Origin of the sequence: Mycolicibacterium austroafricanum (genome assembly GCF_902705885.1) — a bacterium.
In the GTDB taxonomy this organism is placed as follows: domain Bacteria; phylum Actinomycetota; class Actinomycetes; order Mycobacteriales; family Mycobacteriaceae; genus Mycobacterium; species Mycobacterium vanbaalenii_A.
Genome location: NZ_CACSIP010000056.1, coordinates 44,241 through 64,266, shown reverse-complemented (window position 1 = coordinate 64,266; position 20,026 = coordinate 44,241). Strand labels below are relative to the sequence as shown.

The following is a 20,026-nucleotide window of genomic DNA, read 5'->3' as shown; positions in this document are numbered from 1 at the left end:
GCCGCTCTGGGTAGGAGTTTTCGGTAACCCGAATATAGGGTAGCCTCCACGAAGTTAGGGCAGCCTGGGCTTAATTCTGGAGGCAGTCGAGGAGGATTGGTGGGCGTAACAGCGGCGAGGCCGGAGTCTGTCCGTGACGAGGTTGCCGAGCTTCTCGGTGTGAGCCCCGACGAGTTGGACCCGCAGGCCGATCTGATCGCCTCGGGCCTGGATTCGATCCGGATGATGTCACTGTCGGGTCGCTGGCGTAGGCAGGGGATCGACGTGGGGTTCGCGGCGCTGGCCGCCAATCCGACCGTGCAGGCGTGGGCCGATCTCATCGCCGCCAACGCCGTACCGCCGGTCGCCGCCGCGACGTCCACGGTGTCCCCGGCAGCCGACACCGCCGAGGACAACACCCCGTTCCCGCTCGCGCCCATCCAGCACGCGCTGTGGGTGGGACGCAACGACGAGCAGCAACTCGGCGGCGTCGCTGCCCACCTGTACGTCGAATTCGACGGCACCGGTGTGGACCCCGAACGGTTGCGCGCCGCGGCCGCCGACCTAGCGGCGCGGCATCCGATGCTGCGGGTGGACATCCTGCCCGACGGCACCCAGCGCATCGGTGAGCGCGGCCTGCCGGTCAAGGTTCACGATCTGCGTGACCTCGACGTCGCCGCGGCAGAACTCCGCCTCGAGGAGATCCGCGACGAGAAGTCACACCAGCTTCTCCACGGTGAGGTACTGGAGCTGTCGTTGTCGCTGCTGCCCGATGGCCGCACCCGCCTGCACGTGGATCTCGACATGCAGGCCGCCGACGCGGTCAGCTACCGCAACTTCATGTCCGACCTCGCGGTGTTCTACCGCGGGGGACAGCTGCCCGACCTTGGCTACTCCTACCGTGAGTACCGCACCGCGCTGACCTCGACGGTGACGGAGTCCGACGAGGACCGGCAGTGGTGGGCGCAGCGGATTCCGCAGCTTCCGGAAGGCCCTGCGCTGCCGCTGGTTCCGCGCTCCGAGCAGGCCGATCCGCGACGAGGGACCCGTCGCTGGCACATCTTCGATGTCGCGACCCGCGACGCGCTTTTCGCCGCGGCGCGCCGCCGCGGCATCACCCCGGCGATGGCGGTCGCGGCGTCCTACGCCGGCACCCTGGCGCGGTGGTCGACGAATCGTCGGTTCCTGTTGAACCTGCCCATGTTCGGTCGTGAACAGTTCCATCCCGATGTCGACAAACTGGTGGGCGACTTCACGTCGTCGCTGATGCTCGATCTGGACCTGTCCGACGCCGACACCCCGCTGAAACGGGCGCGGGTGGCGCAGCAGGCCCTGCACACCACGGCGCGGCACTCCAGCTACTCCGGGTTGTCCGTGCTGCGCGACCTGACCCGCCACCACGGCACGCCGACGCTGGCGCCGTTCGTCTACACCAGCGCACTGGGCCTCGGCGACCTGTTCGCCGGCGAAGTGACCGCGCAGTTCGGCCGTCCGGTGTGGACCATCTCGCAGGGGCCCCAGGTGCTGCTCGACGCCCAGGCGACGCCGGTCGCCGAAGGGTTGATGATCAACTGGGACGTCCGCGAAGACGCTTTCCGCCCTGGCGTCGCCGACGCGATGTTCGCTCACCATCTCGCCGAGCTCGAACGGTTGGCCACCGACGAGAGTTCTTGGGAAGCGGTCGATCTGTCGGCCGTCACACCGCAGCAGCAGACCGTGCGCGACACCCTCAACTCCAGGACGGCCCCGCCGAGCGGGGATGCCCTGCACGACGGCTTCTTCCGGCACGCCGAAGCCCACCCCGACGCCCCCGCGGTGTACAGCAGCCACGGCGACCTGACCTACGGCGAACTGCGTGAGCAGGTCCTGGCAGTCGCCGCGGGGCTGACGGTGGCCGGCGTGCGGCGCGGCGACCCGGTCGCGGTGATGGGCCCCAAGAACTTCGAACAGGTCGTCGCGCTGCTCGCGATCGCGGCCGCCGGAGCGGTCTACGTGCCCGTCGGTGTCGACCACCCCGCCGAACGCGCGAACCGGATGCTCGAAGACAGCGCCGCCCGCATGGTGTTGGCCTGCGGAGACGAGCCGGTCCCCGGCCGGTGCGGGCTCACCGTCGCCGAGGCCGTCCGGGTGGGCCGCCGCGAGAGCGGGTTCACCCCGGCGGTGGTCGACCCGAAGGACCTGGCGTACATCCTGTTCACCTCAGGGTCCACCGGCGAGCCCAAGGGCGTGGAGATGCCGCACGCCGCGGCGATGAACACCGTGGAGTTCATCAACGCGCACTTCGAGATCGGCCCTGGTGACAGGTGTCTGGCGCTGTCGACGTTGGAATGCGATCTGTCGGTGCTCGACGTGTTCGCCACGCTGCGCGTGGGCGCCTCGATCGTCGTCGTCGACGAGAAGGATCGGCGCGATCCGGATGCCTGGGCACGACTCATCGAACAGCACCGGGTCACGGTGCTGCACTTCATGCCGGGCTGGCTGGAGATGCTTCTGGAGGTCGACGGCGACCTGTCCTCGGTGCGGGTGGTGCCCACCGGCGGCGACTGGGTGAGGCCGGAGATGGTCCGCGCCCTGCGCAGGCGCGCCCCCGGGGTACGGTTCGCCGGCCTGGGCGGAGCCACCGAAACCGCCACGCACAACACCATCTGTGAAGTCGGCGAGCTGCCTGAGCATTGGACGTCGGTGCCGCTGGGCGTGCCGCTGCCCAACAACGAATGCCGGGTCGTCGGACCGGACGGACGAGACTGTCCCGATTGGGTGCCCGGTGAACTGTGGATCGGTGGCCGCGGTATCGCCCGCGGCTACTGCGCCCGTCCGGACCTGACCAACGAGCGATTCGTCACCCATGACGGCAGGACCTGGTATCGCACTGGCGACCTGGTGCGCTACCAACCCGATGGTCTCATCGAGTTCGTGGGACGGGCCGACCACCGGATCAAGATCAGTGGCTACCGGGTCGAACTGGGTGAGGTGGAGGCCGCGCTGCGCCGCGTCGCGGGTGTCGACGCCGCGGTGGCAGCGGTCGTGACGGCCGACGGGGGCCGGGAGGTGCTCGCCGCGCTGGTGACCGCCGACGGCAGCCACGGCGCAGTCGACCCGGACACTGTCGCCACCGCGATGGCCGAATTCGTTCCGCCGCACATGATTCCGCAACTACTCGTTCCCGCCGACCGGATCCCGTTCACGGCGGGCGGCAAGATCGACCGGGTCGCGGTGGCACGCCGGCTGGATGCCGCCGACATCCGCACCGGCGTCGGGTACCGCGCGCCGTCGACACCGCTGGAGTCCGCGCTTGCCGGGATCATCGGCGAGGTGCTCGGTCGTGACGGCACCGGACCGGCCGTGGGCGCCGACGACGACTTCTTCGCCGTCGGAGGGGATTCCGTGCTGGCCACCCAGGTGGTGGCCAGGATTCGCAAGTGGCTGGACACGCCCACGGTGATGGTCGCCGACATTTTCGCCACCCGTACTGTCGCGGCGCTGGCGGCCCGGCTGACCGCCCACGAAACCGACGGCGGCGACCGGTTGGCCGAGGTGGCGCAGGTGTATCTGGAGGTCGCCGCAATGGCCATCGTTGAGGTCGTGTCTGCGCTCGAGACCAGCTCGGCACCTGCTCGATGATCGACGAACAACGCCAGCTCGACGTCAAGCCATGGCTCAAGCGGATCCCCGGTGAGCCGGGAACGGCGACCCTGGTGTTCCCGCACGCCGGCGGCGCCGCCGCGGCCTACCGCTCCTTCGGCCTGGCGCTGGCGGCCCGTGGTGTCGACACCTACCTCGTGCAGTACCCGCAACGCGGCGAGCGGTTGGCCGACCCGGCACCCGGAACCGTCGGCGGGTTGGCGGCGGAGATCTTCAGCGCCGCGGATTGGGCCCGACTGGGGCCACTCCGGCTGTTCGGGCACTGCATGGGCGCCCTTGTGGGGTTCGAGTTCACCCGGATCGCAGAGCACCAGGGCGTCGCCGTCCGGGAGCTGTGGGCCTCGGCGAGCCAGGCCCCGTCGACGGTCGCCGGCTCCCGGCCGGTGCCCACCACCGACGGCGAACTGCTGGCCGACATCGTCGACCTCGGCGGGACCGACGCGAGCCTGCTCGACGACGAGGACTTCCTCGAACTGCTGCTGCCCGCGGTCCGCGCCGACTATCAGGCGTTCAACCGCTACAGCTGCGAGCGCACCGTCCGGATCAACGCCGACATCCACACCGTCGGCGGCCGGGACGACCATCGTGTCGACCTGGACCTGCTGCGCCAGTGGGAGTTCCACACCGACGGCGCGTCCACGTTCACGCTCTTCGACGGCGGCCACTTCTACGTCGACGACCACCTCGACGAGGTCGCCGAACTGGTGAGTTGCACATGATCAACGACCCGGTTGTCGTCGTCGGGATGGCGCTCGAGGCGCCCGGCGGTGTCGACAACGCCGACGACTACTGGGCGATGCTCGCCGAGCAGCGCGAGGCGCTCGGCCCGTTCCCCGACGACCGTGGCTGGTCGATCCGCGACCTGCTCGACGGCTCTCGCAGGGACGGCTTCAAACGCATCCACGATCTCGGCGGATTCCTCTGCGGTGCCGGGTCTTTCGACCCCGAGTTCTTCGGGATATCGCGGCGGGAGGCGATCGCGATGGACCCGCAGCAGCGGGTCGCGTTGCGGGTCGCGTGGCATGCGCTGGAGGACGCCGTCATCAACCCCGACGAGCTGTCCGGACACGACGTCGGCTGCTACATCGGGGCATCCGACATGCGGTACGGACCCGCCATGGCCGAGTTCTCGCACCACAGTGGGCATCTCATCACCGGAACCTCGCTGGGTGTGATCTCCGGACGCATCGCCTACACACTCGGGCTGGCCGGGCCCGCGATGACCGTAGACACGTCGTGTTCGTCGGCGCTGTCCGCGTTCCACGTCGCCGTGCAGGCGCTGCGGTCGGGCGACTGCGACCTGGCGCTGGCCGGCGGCGTCTGCGTGATGGGTTCACCCGGGTACTTCGTGGAGTTCTCCAAGCAGCATGCACTGTCCGACGACGGCCACTGCCGGCCGTACAGCGCCCATGCCAGCGGAACCGTGTGGGCCGAAGGCGCCGCGATGTTCGTCCTGCAGCGCAGGTCGGCGGCCCGGCGGGACGGCCGCCGCATCCTCGCCGAGGTCCGTGCCAGCTGCGTCAACTCCGACGGCAGATCGGTGGGGCTGACGGCTCCCAGTCGGGAGGCGCAGGTCCGGTTGTTCCGGCGGGCACTCACCGCGGCCGACGTCGATGTCGACGAGGTGGGCATGGTGGAAGGCCACGGCACGGGTACCCGCCTGGGTGACCGCACCGAGCTGAACTCGCTGTCGGAGACCTACGGCGCCGGCACCCCGGGAAAGGGCCCGTTTCTGGGGTCGGTGAAATCCAACGTCGGACACACCCAGGCCGCCGCCGGGGCGCTCGGGCTCGCCAAGGTGCTGTTGTCCGCTGAACACGCCACCGTGCCCGCAACCCTGCACGCGGACGAGCGCAGCGCCGAGATCGACTGGGACGGGCAAGGCCTGCGCCTCGCCGACAAGTCCACGCCGTGGCCTGCGGTGAACGGTGTCCGGCTCGCGGCAGTGTCGGCGTTCGGGATGAGTGGCACCAACACCCACGTCGTGGTCGCGATGCCCGCCCGCCCGGCGGAAGGCAGCGCGGCCTGATGGTGTCGAGCCGGTTGCCCGATGGCCGTGTGGCGGTGCTGCTGAGCGCGCACGACGAGGGGCTGCTCGCCTTCGACGCGACGGCGCTCGGGGACTATCTGGACCGCCACCGGTGTGACGTCGCACAGATCGCTGCGCAGCTGACCGCCACCAGGCGGGTCCGGCGCCACCGGGCAGTCGTCAGAGCCAACGACCATGACGAACTCGCCGCCGGACTGCGTGCCGTCGCCGCGGGCCAGCCGCACTCGCTCGTCGAGCGCGGTGAGCGCCGGGCCGCCACCCGCACCGCGTTCGTGTTCCCCGGCCAGGGCAGCCAGTGGCCGGGAATGGGCGCCGACGCCTACCGGTCGGTGCCCCGGTACCGCGCCGAGGCCGACCGGCTCGACGCGGCATTCCTGGCCGCCGGGCTGCCGTCGCCGCTGGCGTTCCTGACGATCGACACCGAGACCGCCGCCGTGTCACAGCTGGAACTGCAGGGCGCGCAGTTCATCCACGCCGTGGCGCTGGCAACGGTGTGGCGCGCCTGCGGCATCGTGCCCGACCTGACCATCGGCCACAGCCTGGGTGAGATCGCCGCCGCCTACGTGGCCGAAGTCATCACGCTCCGCGACGCGATCAGCGTGGTCGCCGCCCGGGCGCACGCGATCGAGAGCATTCCCGGCCGCCACGGCGTCGCGGTGCTGGGTGTCGACCCGGCGCGGGCCGCTGAACTGATCGATGCCACGGCGGGCTGGTTGGAGCTCTCTGCGGTGAACGCCCCGGAATCCGTTGCGGTGGCCGGAGAAAAAGACGCCGTCGGGTCGGTCGCCGCCGCTGCCACCGCGCGGGGCCTGTTCGCCCGCGAGCTCGCGATGAGCTTCCCGGCCCACACCAGCGCGATGGACGCCCAGCGCGACGAGCTGCTCCGACGACTCCCGCCCGCCCGATTCGGGGACTCCGCAGTGCAGTTCATCGGCTCGGCCACCGGTGCCGTTGTCGCGGCGGGCACCGAGTTCGGGCCCTACTGGTACGCCAACCTGCGCAACACCATCCGCTTCGATCGGGCGGTGCAGGCAGCGATCGCCGGCGGTGCAGGGATTTTCGTCGAGATGTCGGCGCACCCGTCGTTGCTGTTCGCCGTCGAGGACGCGACGGAACGTGGCGCCGACGCCGTCGGCGATCCGGCCGTGGTGGTCGGTTCAGGCCATCGTGACCGCCCGCTCGCCGACCAGCTGGCAGCCAACATCGTCGCCGCCGCGATCGCCGATCCGGGTTATCGGTGGGCCGACCTGCTCGACGGGCGGCCCGAACCGCTGCGTGGCTTTCCCGGTGCGCCGATGCGTTCCGAACACCTCTGGGCCAGAGCCGAACCGCTGCCGCCGGCGCCGGCGCCGACCGTCACCGCCGAGAGATGGCAGCAGCACCCGACACGTCCGCAGCCCACCGGGACGACACGTTCGGTGGCGGTGCTCGGCCTGCAGGCCGACTGTCCGCTCACCGCAGCGCTGCGGGATGCCGTCGAATCCCACAGCGGCGCAGTGCTCACCGATGCGGCCGACGCCGACGTGCTACTCGCTGTGGCGTTCCCACCGGCGCCGACCGACATCGTCGGCGTCGTTCGGGATCTGGCCGACCGGATCGACACCGGCCTGCTGGGTTATGTCGACGCCTTCGGTCCCCGGTGCCGCGACGTCTGGCTGGTCACCGCGGGCGCCGAACGTGTCACGGCAACCGACCCGGTGCCCGACCCGGGCCAGGCCGCGTTGGCGGCGATGCACCGCAGCCTGGGCTTCGAGTTCGCAGACCAGAGTTTTCACCATCTCGACCTGCCCGCGCAGAACCCGGCGTCCCTGCTCGCCGAGGTGGTGAGCGCGGCGCTCGGCGAGGCCGGCGAGATGGCGGTTCGTCACCAGCCGTCAGGTCCCAGCGTCTTTCGGCGGACCCTCGGGCAGGACGCCGCGTCGGCGCCGTTCCGGCCGCTGGACCCCGCGGTATTCGAGCGCGTGGTGATCACCGGTGGTTCCGGGGCGATCGGGCTGAGTTTCGCACGTGCCCTGGCGGGCCGGGGGGCCAAGCGCGTCGTGCTGCTCAGCCGCGGCGGCGGCGAACCCGCGGTGCTGGCCGACCTCTGCGCGCGCCACGACGTCGAGATCGTCGCGCCCCGCTGCGACATCACCGACCCCGACCAACTCGCCGCTGCCGCTGCCGAGCATGCAGGCGGTGCGGCGACGCTGGTGATCCACGCGGCCGGAACCGCCACTTTCGCCGATCACTCGGGCATCACCGGTCGGTCGCTGGTCGACCTGTCGGCGGCCAAGCTCGGCGGGCTGCAGCGGTTGACCGAGGTGTGGCCGATCGCCGCCGATGCACGAATCATGCTGTGCTCCTCGGTCACCGGTGTGTGGGGAGGCAAAGGGGTCGCGGCGTACGCCGCCGCGAACCGGATGCTCGACGTGATGGCCGCCCGGTTGCGTGCCGACGGGCGCAACTGCGTCGCCGTGCGGTGGGGACTGTGGGAGGGCAGCGGGATCGTCGACGCCGCCGAGATCGCTCGGGTCGAGCGCTCCGGGTTGCGGCAGATGACACCCGCGCTCGCCGTGGAGGCCGGCCTGCAGGACTACCAGGAAGACCCGCTGGTGCTTGCGGCCGATCCGCTACGGCTGCAGATGTTCTTCGGGGAGTCGGACACCGAGCTCCGGGAGGTCACTGCCCCTTCGGCCGCATCCGACGAAGAAGCGACAACCGGACCCGCTGTGGTGCGCGGTCAGCTCGCCGCCGTGCTCGGCGTCGAGGCCGCCCTGCTGGACCTCGATTCGTCGCTGTTCGACCTCGGTGTCGATTCGCTGCTGGCGCTGGACCTGCGCAAGCGGTTGAAACGGCTGACCGGACAAACCGTTCCGCTGGCAAGGCTGCTCGGCGGAATCACCGGTACCGACCTGATAGCCGAACTCTCAGAGAAGGTGGATTCTTCGCGTGACTGACATCGACGCCGGAGCACGGTTGGACGAGCAGCGCCTGGAGCTGTTGCGTCGCAAGCTGCATGAGCGGGGGCTCCGCGGCGCCGAGGCGTCGGCGGACACCGCAGCCGACGCCCCGGCCTTGTCCGAGGGACAGCTGCGGATGTGGTTCGTCCACGCCGCGGACCCCAGCGGCGCGCTGCTCAACGTCTGCCTGTCCTACCGCCTCACCGGCGACGTCGACCTGTCCCGGCTGCACGAGGCCGTCGACGCAGTCGCAAGGCGGCACAGCGTGCTTCGCACCACGTACCGCACCGAGGTCACCGAATCCGGCGCCGACACCGGCGTCCCGGTCCCGACCATGCACCCCGACCTGAAGCCCGGTTGGGCGGAACACGACCTGTCGGAGCTGTCCGAGCGGGCCCGCCAGCTCCGGCTCGAAGTGCTGGCGCAGCGCGAGTTCGCCGCGCCGTTCGACCTCAGTGCCGATGCACCGCTGCGCATCACGATGATCCGGACGGGCCCCGCGGAGCTGGTGATGCTGCTGGTCGCCCATCACATCGCCTGGGACGACGGATCCTGGGAGGTGTTCTTCACCGACCTGACCCGCGCCTACGGCGGGGCGCAGCTGCCGCCGGTGGCGCCCCCCGTCGTCGCCGGCGCCGCGTCCGAAGAGGCGGACGTGGCGTACTGGCGCCGGGTGATGGCCGACCCGCCGGAGCCGCTCGAACTGCCCGGCCCGACGGGTTCGACGGTGCCGTCGAGCTGGCGGTCGCAGCGCGCCACGACGCGCCTCGACGGTGATGTCGCCGCCCGGGTGACGACGCTGGCCAATGATGCGGGGGCGACGCCATATGCGGTGCTGCTGGCGGTATTCGGGGTTCTCGTGCACCGGTACAGCCACGCCGACGACTTCCTGGTGGCGACGCCGGTGCTCAACCGCGGCGGCGACGCCGAAGACGTCATCGGCTATTTCGGGAACACGGTGGCGATGCGGTTGCGGCCGCGGTCGAAGGTCACCTTCCGGGAGTTCCTGGCCGAGACCACCGAGACCGCTCTCGGCGCGTTCGCCCACCAGCGAATCGGCCTGGACCGGATGGTCCGCGAGCTCAACCCCGACCGGCGCCACGGCACCGAACGGATGACCCGGGTCAGCTTCGGGTTCCGCGGCCCGGACCGGTACGGCTTCACGCCGCCAGGAGTGCACTGCGAACGTGCTGAACTGCGCGCCCATCTGACCCATCTGCCCCTGGGGTTGATGGTCGAGTTCGACACATCGGGAATTCTGGTCGAACTCGAGCATCTGGTGGAGATCATCGAGCCCAGGCTCGCCAGGCAGCTCCTCGATCACTTCGTCGTGCTGCTCGACAGTGCGCTCGCCGAGCCCGACACCACGCTGAGCCATCTGGACCTGATGGGTCCCGCCGACGCCGGGTGGCTGCGTGAAGTGTCCCACGGGGAAGAGTTCCACACCCCGCCGACGACTCTGTGCGATCTGGTCGAGGCGCAGGCCGCCCGGACCCCCGAAACGACCGCGGTGGTCTACGAAGGGCGCCACTACACCTACCGGGAGGTCAACGAACACGCCAACCGTGTCGCGCACTGGCTGATCGAACAGGGTGTCGGCACCGAGGACCGGGTCGCCGTGCTGCTTGACAAGTCACCCGAACTGGTCGTCACGGCGTTGGGTGTGCTCAAGGCCGGAGCGGTGTACCTGCCGATCGACCCGACGTACCCGCAGGACCGGCTGGACTTCATCCTCGGTGATTGTGATGCGAAACAGGTGATCCGCGAACCTGTTTCGGGGCTGGACAGCTACCGCGGCGAGAATCCGACCGATGCCGACCGGGTGCGCCCGCTGCGGCCGCAGAACACCGCATACCTGATCTACACCTCCGGATCCACCGGTCTGCCCAAAGGTGTCCCGGTGCCGCACCGACCGGTCGCCGAGTACTTCGTCTGGTTCAAGGGTGACTATCAGGTCGACGCGAACGACCGGTTGCTGCAGGTCGCCTCGCCGAGCTTCGATGTGTCCATCGCCGAGGTGTTCGGCACGTTGGCCTGCGGGGCCCGGCTGGTGATCCATCGTCCCGACGGGTTGCGTGACATCGCCTATCTCACCGATCTGCTGCGCGACGAGGGCATCACCGCGATGCATTTCGTGCCGTCGCTGCTCGGCTTGTTCCTGTCACTGCCGGGCGTCAACCAGTGGCGCACGCTGCAGCGCGTGCCGATCGGCGGCGAGGCACTGCCCGGTGAGGTCGCCGACAAGTTCCACGCCACTTTCGACGCGCTGCTGCACAATTTTTACGGTCCCACCGAGACCGTGATCAACGCGTCGCGCTTCAAGGTCGAGGGCAGGCAGGGCACCCGCATCGTGCCGATCGGCAAACCCAAGATCAACACCACTCTGCACCTGCTCGACGACGCGCTGCAGCCGGTGCCCGTCGGCTCGATCGGCGAGATCTACATCGGCGGGACCCATGTCGCCCGCGGGTACCACCGCAGGCCGGGCCTGAGCGCCGAGAGGTTCGTCGCGGATCCGTTCACGCCGGGCGCCCGGATGTACCGGTCGGGCGACCTGGCGCGCCGCAACGCCGACGGCGACATCGAGTTCGTCGGGCGTGCTGACGAGCAGGTCAAGATCCGCGGCTTCCGCATCGAACTCGGCGACGTCGCCGCTGCCATCACCGTCGACCCCAGTGTCGGGCAGGCGGTCGTCGTCGTCAGCGATCTGCCGCATCTCGGCAAGAGCCTGGTGGGGTACCTGACCCCCGCGGACGGTGCGACCGTCGACGTCGACCGCGTCCGCGCCCGGGTGGCGGCGGCCCTGCCCGAGTACATGACGCCGGCCGGGTACGTCGTGGTCGACGAGATCCCGATCACCGCGCACGGCAAGATCGACCGCGCCGCGCTGCCCGCACCGGAGACGTCGGTGGTCACCGAGTTCCGGGAACCGGCCGCGGGTGCCGAGCAGCAGTTGGCGGAGGTGTTCGCCGACCTGCTCGGTCACGATCCGGTCGGCGCCGACGACTCGTTCTTCGACCTCGGCGGGCATTCACTGCTGGCGACCAAGCTGGTGGCCGAGGTGCGGTCGCGGCTCGGTGTCGACGTCGGGGTGCGCGACATCTTCGAGCTGGGCACCGTCGCGCGGCTGGCCGCCCACATCGACGCGCTGGCCGTCGGCGAAACCCGTTCGGCACGGCCGAAATTGGTCGCGAGAACGCAGGATGGCCCGGCACCGCTGTCGTCGTCTCAGCTGCGGTCGTGGTTCGGCTACCGGATCGAGGGGCCGACGCCGATCAACAACATCCCGTTCGCCGCACGGCTGTCGGGCCCGGTGGACATCGACGCGTTCGTGGCCGCGATCCGCGACGTGGTGGACAGGCACGCCATCCTGCGCACCACCTACTGCGAGATCGACGGAACCGCCCATCAGGTCGTCAACCCACCTGCCGAGGTCGCCGTGCGGCGGGCCCGCGGACCGGGTGAGGAATGGCTGCAGGCCGAGCTGGCCAAAGAACGCAGACACGCCTTCGATCTGGAGCGGGACTGGCCGATCAGGGCGGCGGTCCTGAGTGTTGCCGGTGAGCACGTGCTCTCGCTGGTGATCCATCACATCGCCGGCGACCACTGGTCGGGCGGCGTGCTGTTCACCGATCTGGTCACGGCCTACCGCGCGAGAAGGTCCGGGCAGCAGCCGGACTGGGCTCCGCTCCCGGTGCAGTACACCGACTACGGTGCCTGGCAAGCAGATCTGCTGAACGAAGAAGCGGGGGTCGTCGGACCGCAACGGGAGTACTGGAGCCGCCAGCTCGACGGCGCCCCGGTGGAAGCGGGGTTGCCGCTGGACTTCGCCCGCCCGAGGCTGCCCAGCGGCAAGGGGGACGCCGTCGAGTTCAGCATCGACGGGCAGACCCGAGACAAGCTGGCGGAGCTGTGCCGAGATCTCGGCATCACCGAGTTCATGCTGCTGCAGGCGGCGGTGGCCGTGGTGTTGTACAAAGCCGGTGGCGGTCAGGACATTCCGCTGGGTACCCCGGTCGCGGGCCGGTCGGAGACCGAGCTGGAGCAGCTTGTCGGGTTCTTCGTCAACTTCGTGGTGCTGCGAAACGACCTGGGCGGCAACCCGACTCTGCGTGATGTGTTGCGCCGTGCCCGCGACATGGCGTTGTCGGCGTACTCCAATCAGGACCTTCCGTTCGAACAGATCGTGGACGCGGTCAACCCGCCCCGCACGCTGGCGCGCAACCCGTTGTTCCAAGTCGTCGTGCATGTCCGTGAGCAGTTGCCGCAGCGGCAGCGCATCGACGAGGACACCGAGTTCACGGCGCTGGAGCCGACTTTCGACATCGCCCAGGCGGACCTCTCAGTGAACTTCCTGGCAGGAGAGGCATCCGAGGGCTCGGTGGAGCGGGCTGGCTACCGGGGGCACCTGATCTATCGACCCGAGCTGTACACCCGCCGGACCGTGGAGCGTCTCGCCGACTGGTTGAGCCGGGTCGTCGCGACGTTCGCCGAGAAGCCCGACCGCACCTTGCGCGACGTCGAGATCCTCGGCACCGACGAGAAGCAACGGATCCTGGGACAGTGGAGCACCGCCGCGGGCCCGGCGCAGGTGTACGTGCTCGGCGCCGACCTCACGCCGGTGCCGGCCGGGGTGCTCGGCGACCTGTACCTCTCGGGTGGTCCGTTCTCTGCCGCATCCTGGCATCAGACCGGAGACACCGCGGCACGGCTGGTGCCCGACCCGTTCCGCACTGTGCCCGGGGCGACGCTGTACCGCACCGCAGATCGCGCCAGATGGGGCGACGACGGCCGGTTGGAGATCTTCGGTGGCGAGGTCCGCCCGGGTGCCGCCGTCGAGACCCCGCACGACGCCCCGGCCGTGGAGTGGGAGGCGCCGGGCACCGACACCGAACGCGCGCTGGCGGAGCTGCTGGCCGATCTGCTCGGCGCCGAGGACGTCGGCCGCCACGACGACTTCTTCGGCCTCGGCGGCGACAGCGTGTTGGCAGTGCAACTGGCCGCCCGCGCCCGCGAGGCCGGGATGGAGCTGACCGCGCGAATGGTGTTCGAACATCCGGCTGTGGCCGAACTCGCCACCGCGGTCGACAGCGCAGCAAGCGGCGAATCGTCGCGGCCGGCGGAGGACACCCATCACGCGCCGATGTCGGCGTCGGGCCTTTCCGAGGACGAACTCTCAGAGCTGACCGCTGCGTGGAGCACCGGATGACGCAGACCGAACCGCAACTGGAGCCGCCGGCCATCGAGGATGTGCTGGCGTTGAGCCCGCTGCAGCAGGGCCTGTTCTCGATGGCCACGCTGACCGAGGGCACCACCGGCGACGCCGACCCGTACCTGATCGCGATGGCCGCCGACGTCACCGGTTCGCTCGATGTGGAACTGCTCCGCCAGTGCACCGCGGCGCTGCTGGCGCGCCACGCCAACCTCAGGGCCAGCTTCGTCCAGGGGAATCTGAGCCGAGCCGTCCAGGTCATCCCCAGCCGGGTCGACCTGCCGTGGCGGCACGTCACCGTCGACTCCGACGAGTCCGTCCGTGCCGTCGAATCATTGGAGCGGGCAACGGCGTTCGATCTCGCCCGTGGGCCGGTCATCCGGTTCCTGCTCATCGAATCACCGCAACGCTGGCGGTTCGTGGTGACCGCCCATCACATCGTGATCGACGGTTGGTCGCTGCCGCTGTTCATGGGTGAGCTCGTGACGTTGTACCGGGCCGGCGGGGACGTGTCCGCGCTGCCGGAGCCGCCGCGACCTTACCGCGACTACATCGGCTGGCTGGCCCACCGCGACCAGGACGTCAGCCGTCAGGCGTGGCGGCGCCACCTCCACGGTGTGGACGCACCCACGCTGCTGACCCCGGCGCTGACGTCGACTGCGCCCCCGGCGGGCCGCCCGAAGCTCACCGAGGTCACGCTCGACGCGACGGCCACCCGGGAGTTGGTCGAGGCGGCCCGGACCCGCGGCGTCACCGTGAACACGCTCGTCCAGATGGCCTGGGCCACCGTGGTGTCGGTGATCACCGACCGTGTCGACGTGACGTTCGGGGTGACGGTCTCGGGCCGCCCCGGTGAGCTCGCCGGCGTGGAGCGGATGGTGGGGCTGTTCATCAACACCGTGCCGCTGCGGGTGCGCCTGGACCCCGCCGAATCGACCCGCAGCCAGTGCCTGGCGCTGCAACGCGAGGCCGCGGCGCTACGCGAGCACAGCTACCTCAGCCACTCCGAGATGCGCGCGCTCGCCGGCATCGGCGAGATGTTCGACACGCTGCTGGTCTACGAGAACTTCCCCCCGGGTGGGGTGGTGGGCACCACCGAGTTCCCGGCCAACGGCGCCACATTCATCCCCGCGGCACTGGAGAGCCTGTCCCACTTCCCGGTGACGATCGCGGCACACCTGGCGGAGGAGGAGCTCACGGTGTTCGTCGAGGTGCTCGACGGCGCCCTGGGGCCGTTGCCGCCCGATGCGCTCGGCCGGCGCGTCCTGCACATCGTGCAGCGACTGATCAGTCACTGGGACAGGCCGCTTCGCGAGGTCGGCGTGCTACTGCCCGACGAGGACACCCCATCCGCGGCCCCGCCCGCATCCGACGGATGGTCGGTCACCGGTGTGCACACTAGGTTCACCGAGGTCGCCGGCAGCCGGCTGGGTTCGCAGGCGCTGACGTGGGACGGCGGCGCGTTGACCTACCGGGAGCTCGACGAGGCCGCCGACCGGGTGGCCGCGGCGCTGCTCGACACCGGCGTGCACAGCGAGACACCGGTTGCCGTGATGCTTTCCCGGGGACCGGAATACGTCGTCGCGATGCTGGGTGTGCTGAAGGCCGGGGCGATGATCGTGCCGCTCGACCCGGCGATGCCCGCCGAGCGGGTCGCCGACATCCTCGAGCAGTCCGGTGCGCAGGTGGTGGTCGACGAGGCGTTCGTCGCCGCGTCGGCGTCGTCGTACCCGGAGCCGCCGTCGAACTACCGGCCGGTGCACGTGCCCGCCTCGCAGGCCGCGTACGCGGTGTTCACGTCCGGGACCACGGGCCGGCCCAAAGGGGTGGTCGGAACCCACGGCGCGGTGCTCGCCTACGCCCACGATCACGTCGAGCACGTGCTGCGACCCGCGTCCGCGCGCGTCAAACGACCGCTGCGGGTCGCGCACGCCTGGTCGTTCACGTTCGACGCCGCCTGGCAGCCGTTGGCGGCCCTGCTCGACGGCCACTCGGTGCACATCGTCGGCGACGACGCCCAGCGCGATGCCGAAGCCCTGGTGCAGACGATCGGCCGGTTTGGGATCGACATGCTCGACACCACACCGTCGATGTTCGCGCAGCTGCACGACGTGGGGTTGCTCAGCACCGTGCCACTGGCGGTGCTGGCGCTCGGCGGTGAGGCGGTCAGCATCGCCACCTGGCGCCTGCTCGGTGACGAATGCGCCCGCACCGGGATGACGGCGTTCAACTGCTACGGGCCGACCGAGACGACCGTGGAGGCGGTCGTCGCCGCCATCGATTCCCACCAGCGGCCCTCGATCGGTCGTCCGACCGCGGCCACCCGTGCGCACGTCCTCGACGCGTGGCTGCGCCCGGTGCCCGACGGGGTGACCGGTGAGCTGTATCTGTCCGGCAGTCAGCTCACCCGCGGCTACCTCGGGCGCGCGGCCGAGACGGCGGGCCGGTTCGTCGCCGACCCGTTCACGGTGGGAGCCCGGATGTATCGCACCGGTGATGTGGTGCGCCGCGCCGCCGACGGTGGCCTGCAGTTCCTCGGCCGGCTCGACGATCAGGTCAAGATCCGGGGCTTCCGTGTCGAGCCGGGCGAGATCGCGGCTGTGCTGCAGAGCCATCCGGAGGTACGCGACGCCCACGTCACCCCTCGGGTGCGCAGCCAGGGACCGCGGCTGGCCGCCTACGTCACCGGCGCCGTCCGGCCGCCGGTGGTATCCGAACTGCGCGCATGGCTGGCGGCGCGGCTGCCGCGCTACATGGTCCCGCAGGAGCTCCTCGTCGTCGAGGAACTGCCGTTGACGTCGCACGGCAAGATCGACGAGGCCGCACTGGCGGCGATCACCGTCGACTCCCCGGAGGCAGAGGGTCCGTCCTCGCTGCCGCAGACACCGACCGAAGCCGCCCTGGTCGACCTGCTCACCGAGGTGCTCGACGGTGCCCGGGTCGCGGTGACCACGGATTTCCTGGAGATGGGTCTGGACAGCATCGTCGCGTTGACGACGGTGCAGGCAGCCCGCCGCCGCGGCATCGAGATGCGGGCCCGATTGATGTTGGAATGCGACAACATTCGTGAGCTCGCCGCAGCGATCGACGCCGGTGCGTCGGAGCATGCGCCCGCCGCGGTGGTGCCCGAACGGTACGGGACGGTCACCCCCGCGCCGATCATGTCGTGGATGTACGAGCACGGCCACTTCCGTCGGTTCACCCAGAACGTGCTGATCGCGCTGCCGCCCGACATCACGGGGGACCGGCTGCTCCAGATTCTGCAGGCGCTGCTCAACCGCCATGACATGCTGCGTTCGATCCTCGAGACCACCACAACCGGCGGGTACCGACTCACCACACGTCCCCCCGGCGCGGTCGCAGCCGACGATGTGCTGGTCCGGGTGGACCCCGGTCCCGACCAGCTGCAGGATGCGCTGGCATCGGAAGCCGTTGCCGCGCTTGACCGTATCGACCCCGTCCGCGGCTCGATGCTGCAGGGTGTCTGGTTCGGCGGGCAACCGTCGGTGCTGATGCTCTGCGTGCACCATCTGGCGACCGACGTGGTGTCCTGGTACGTCATCCTGGGGGCGCTGGCGCAGCTCGCCGCCGAGATCGAGGCCGGCGCCGCCCCCGGGCGGGAGGCCGAATACACCACCTACAGGCAGTGGACCGCGTTGCTCGAACAGCGGAGCCGCTCAGCAGAGGTCGCCGACCAGCGGGACTACTGGGTCCGGCAGCTGGCCGCCCCCGATCCGGTGCTGGGCAGTAGGTTGCCCGACCCGACGCAGGACACCTGGGCGTCATTGCACCTGACCGACGTCCTCACCGACCCCGCCACCACGCGAACGATCCTGAGCCGGTTGGACGGCGCCGGCATCGAAATGCGGGACTTCCTGCTCACCGCGCTCACGATCACCATCGCGTCGTGGCGGGTGGCCCGCGACCAGCCGGCGCACCACGGCGCGCTGATCGCCCTCGAAGGACACGGCCGAGAGGACGTGGTGGTCTCTGGTCCTGCGGGTTCGGTCGACACCTCGGCTACCGTCGGATGGTTCACCTCGGTGTTCCCGGTGCGGCTCGGAGCCGGCGAGGCGGCCATCGACGTCGACACCGCCGAGCGCAATCCGGCGGCGGCCCGAACTCTGTTGCGGGCGGTCACCGAGCAGCTCTTAGCTGTGCCGAACCGGGGTCTGGACTACGGCCTGTTGCGGTACCCATACGACGGCGCACAGGACGGGGGCAACGCGCTGGCGCACTTCCCCGGCCCGCAGGTGGAGTTCAACTACGTCGGCCGCTACGACCTGAGTGCGGACCGGGCCGCCACCGAGTGGTCGTTGGTCACCGAAAGCACACTCAACGGGCTGATGCCGACGTCGCCGGAACCCGAACTGCCGCTGCGCTATACATACGACGTCATCTCGGTCGTCCACGGCAGCCCCGAAGGACCTCGGCTGCGAACCAGCTGGCGGTGGAGTGACCGGTTGTCGAGCGCCGCGGACGTCGACCGTCTCACCGACCACTGGCGGCGCGCCGTCACCACCCTCGGGGAGGCACTGTGAACCCGGCACCCAGACGCACCCTCGCCATCATCGGCGCCGGCCCCAAGGCCGTCGCCGTCGCCGCGAAAGCCGCTGAGTTGCAGGGCATGGGCGTCGACGTGCCCGATGTGGTGGCGATCGAACGCAACACCGTCGCGGCCAATTGGCAGGCAGTCGGCGGCTGGACGGACGGTCAGCACCGCCTTGGCACCAGCCCGGAGAAGGACGTCGGGTTCCCGTACCGCTCGTCGCTGGTCCCGCGACGCAACGCCGAACTCGACGAGCGGATGACCCGGCACAGCTGGCAGTCCTATCTCATCGCCAGCGCCCAGTTCGCCGAATGGGTGGATCGCGGTCGTCCGGCGCCGACCCATTGGGGCTGGAGCCGCTATCTGCGCTGGGTGGCCGACAGGGTCGGCATGTCGCTGATCACCGGTGAGGTGGAACGTATCTCGGTCGACGGTCAGCGGTGGGCGCTGGTCACGGGCGGGCAGACAGTGCACGCCGACGGCGTGATGATCACCGGTCCCGGCCAGGCGCAGCGATCCATCCTCCCGCACGATCCGAGGGTGCTGTCGATAGCCCAATTCTGGCAGCGCGCGGCGCGCAACGAACTCATCGTCGCCGAGCGGGTCGCGGTCATCGGCGGCGGCGAGACGGCCGCCTCGATGCTCAACGAGCTTTTCCGGCACCGGGTTTCGACCATCACGGTGATCTCCCCGCAGGTCACCCTGTTCACCCGTGGCGAGAGTTTCTTCGAGAACACGTTGTTCTCCGACCCGACGGACTGGTCGAGCCTGACGATGGCCGAACGCCGCGATGCGCTGGCCCGCACCGACCGGGGGGTCTTCTCGGCCAGGGTGCAGGACGCGCTGCTCGCCGACGACCGGATCCGGCATCTGCGGGGCAGGGTTGCCCACGCCGTGGCACTCGAGGAACGAATCCGGTTGACGCTGAGCACAAATCGTGGGGGTGAGCGACTGGAGACGGTGCACGGGTTCGACCTCGTCATCGACGGTTCGGGCGCTGACTCGATGTGGTTTCTGCCGCTGTTCAGCCAGGATGCCCGTGATCTGCTCGAACTGGGTCTGCGGCGGCCACTGACCGGGGATGCGCTGCAGGAATCGATCGGTCACGATCTCGCGGTGTGCGGTGTGGAGCCCAAACTGTTCCTGCCCGGCCTGGCCGGTCTCACCCAGGGCCCCGGCTTTCCGAACCTGAGCTGTCTGGGGCTGCTGTCCGACCGCGTGCTGGGGAGCAGATACCCCGATGCCGCGCCGGACGATTCGATTCGATCGACGAGGAGAAGCGATGAGCACCAACCCGTTCGATGACGACAACGGCACGTTCTATGTGCTGGTCAACGACGAGGAGCAGTACAGCCTGTGGCCGACGTTCGTCGACGTCCCGGCGGGCTGGCGGGTGGTGTTCGGGGAGAGCACCCGGGCCGACTGCCTGGCCTACGTCGAGGAGACCTGGACGGACCTGCGTCCCCGCAGCCTGCGCGAGGCGATGTCCGGTCCGTAAGCACGCGGCCCGTACCGCGAGCACCCGGTCCGGGCCGCGAGTGCGCGTGTCTGCACGTCGGCGCGCCGCAATTGCCGTCATTCTGCGCGCGCTCGAAGCCCGCGAGTGTTGCACGAATGCTCAACCGGGCTGAGTAACCGCAGTCGAAGAGCCC

The 20,026-nt window shown here is 70.0% G+C and carries 8 protein-coding genes; all 8 read left to right on the top strand.

Translation table 11 applies throughout. The features are described 5' to 3' along the window. The first annotated feature begins 99 nt into the window (after positions 1-99). From BEMPMBAN_RS28505 to BEMPMBAN_RS28470, 8 genes are read left to right on the top strand one after another with little or no spacing between them, the layout of a single operon-like run. On the top strand, positions 100-3,600 hold the full coding sequence (locus BEMPMBAN_RS28505) for a non-ribosomal peptide synthetase (protein ID WP_159234845.1): 3,501 nt from the start codon (positions 100-102) through the stop codon (positions 3,598-3,600). Next, positions 3,597-4,340 carry a thioesterase II family protein gene (locus BEMPMBAN_RS28500; RefSeq protein ID WP_159234844.1) on the top strand — a complete coding sequence of 248 codons (744 nt, stop codon included), beginning with the start codon at positions 3,597-3,599 and terminating at the stop codon, positions 4,338-4,340. The genes BEMPMBAN_RS28505 and BEMPMBAN_RS28500 overlap by 4 nt, the downstream gene beginning before the upstream one ends. Then, on the top strand, positions 4,337-5,650 hold the full coding sequence (locus BEMPMBAN_RS28495; RefSeq protein ID WP_159234843.1) for a beta-ketoacyl [acyl carrier protein] synthase domain-containing protein: 1,314 nt from the start codon (positions 4,337-4,339) through the stop codon (positions 5,648-5,650). Before BEMPMBAN_RS28500 ends, BEMPMBAN_RS28495 begins: the two co-directional genes overlap by 4 nt. Further along, positions 5,650-8,610: a mycobactin polyketide synthase MbtD gene (gene mbtD, locus BEMPMBAN_RS28490; protein ID WP_159234842.1), complete on the top strand. Its 2,961-nt coding sequence runs from the start codon at positions 5,650-5,652 to the stop codon at positions 8,608-8,610. Before BEMPMBAN_RS28495 ends, mbtD begins: the two co-directional genes overlap by 1 nt. Further along, positions 8,603-13,822: a non-ribosomal peptide synthetase gene (locus BEMPMBAN_RS28485; RefSeq protein WP_159234841.1), complete on the top strand. Its 5,220-nt coding sequence runs from the start codon at positions 8,603-8,605 to the stop codon at positions 13,820-13,822. The genes mbtD and BEMPMBAN_RS28485 overlap by 8 nt, the downstream gene beginning before the upstream one ends. Next, the gene (locus BEMPMBAN_RS28480; protein ID WP_159234840.1) at positions 13,819-18,366 is read left to right on the top strand and encodes a non-ribosomal peptide synthetase; all 4,548 of its coding nucleotides are present in this window, start codon (positions 13,819-13,821) and stop codon (positions 18,364-18,366) included. The genes BEMPMBAN_RS28485 and BEMPMBAN_RS28480 overlap by 4 nt, the downstream gene beginning before the upstream one ends. Beyond that, the gene (gene mbtG / locus BEMPMBAN_RS28475; protein ID WP_159234839.1) at positions 18,363-19,679 is read left to right on the top strand and encodes an NADPH-dependent L-lysine N(6)-monooxygenase MbtG; all 1,317 of its coding nucleotides are present in this window, start codon (positions 18,363-18,365) and stop codon (positions 19,677-19,679) included. Before BEMPMBAN_RS28480 ends, mbtG begins: the two co-directional genes overlap by 4 nt. Next, positions 19,657-19,872 (top strand): MbtH family protein, encoded by a 216-nt coding sequence (locus tag BEMPMBAN_RS28470; RefSeq protein WP_159234838.1) that lies wholly within the window; start codon positions 19,657-19,659, stop codon positions 19,870-19,872. The genes mbtG and BEMPMBAN_RS28470 overlap by 23 nt, the downstream gene beginning before the upstream one ends. The last annotated feature ends 154 nt before the right edge of the window (positions 19,873-20,026 follow it).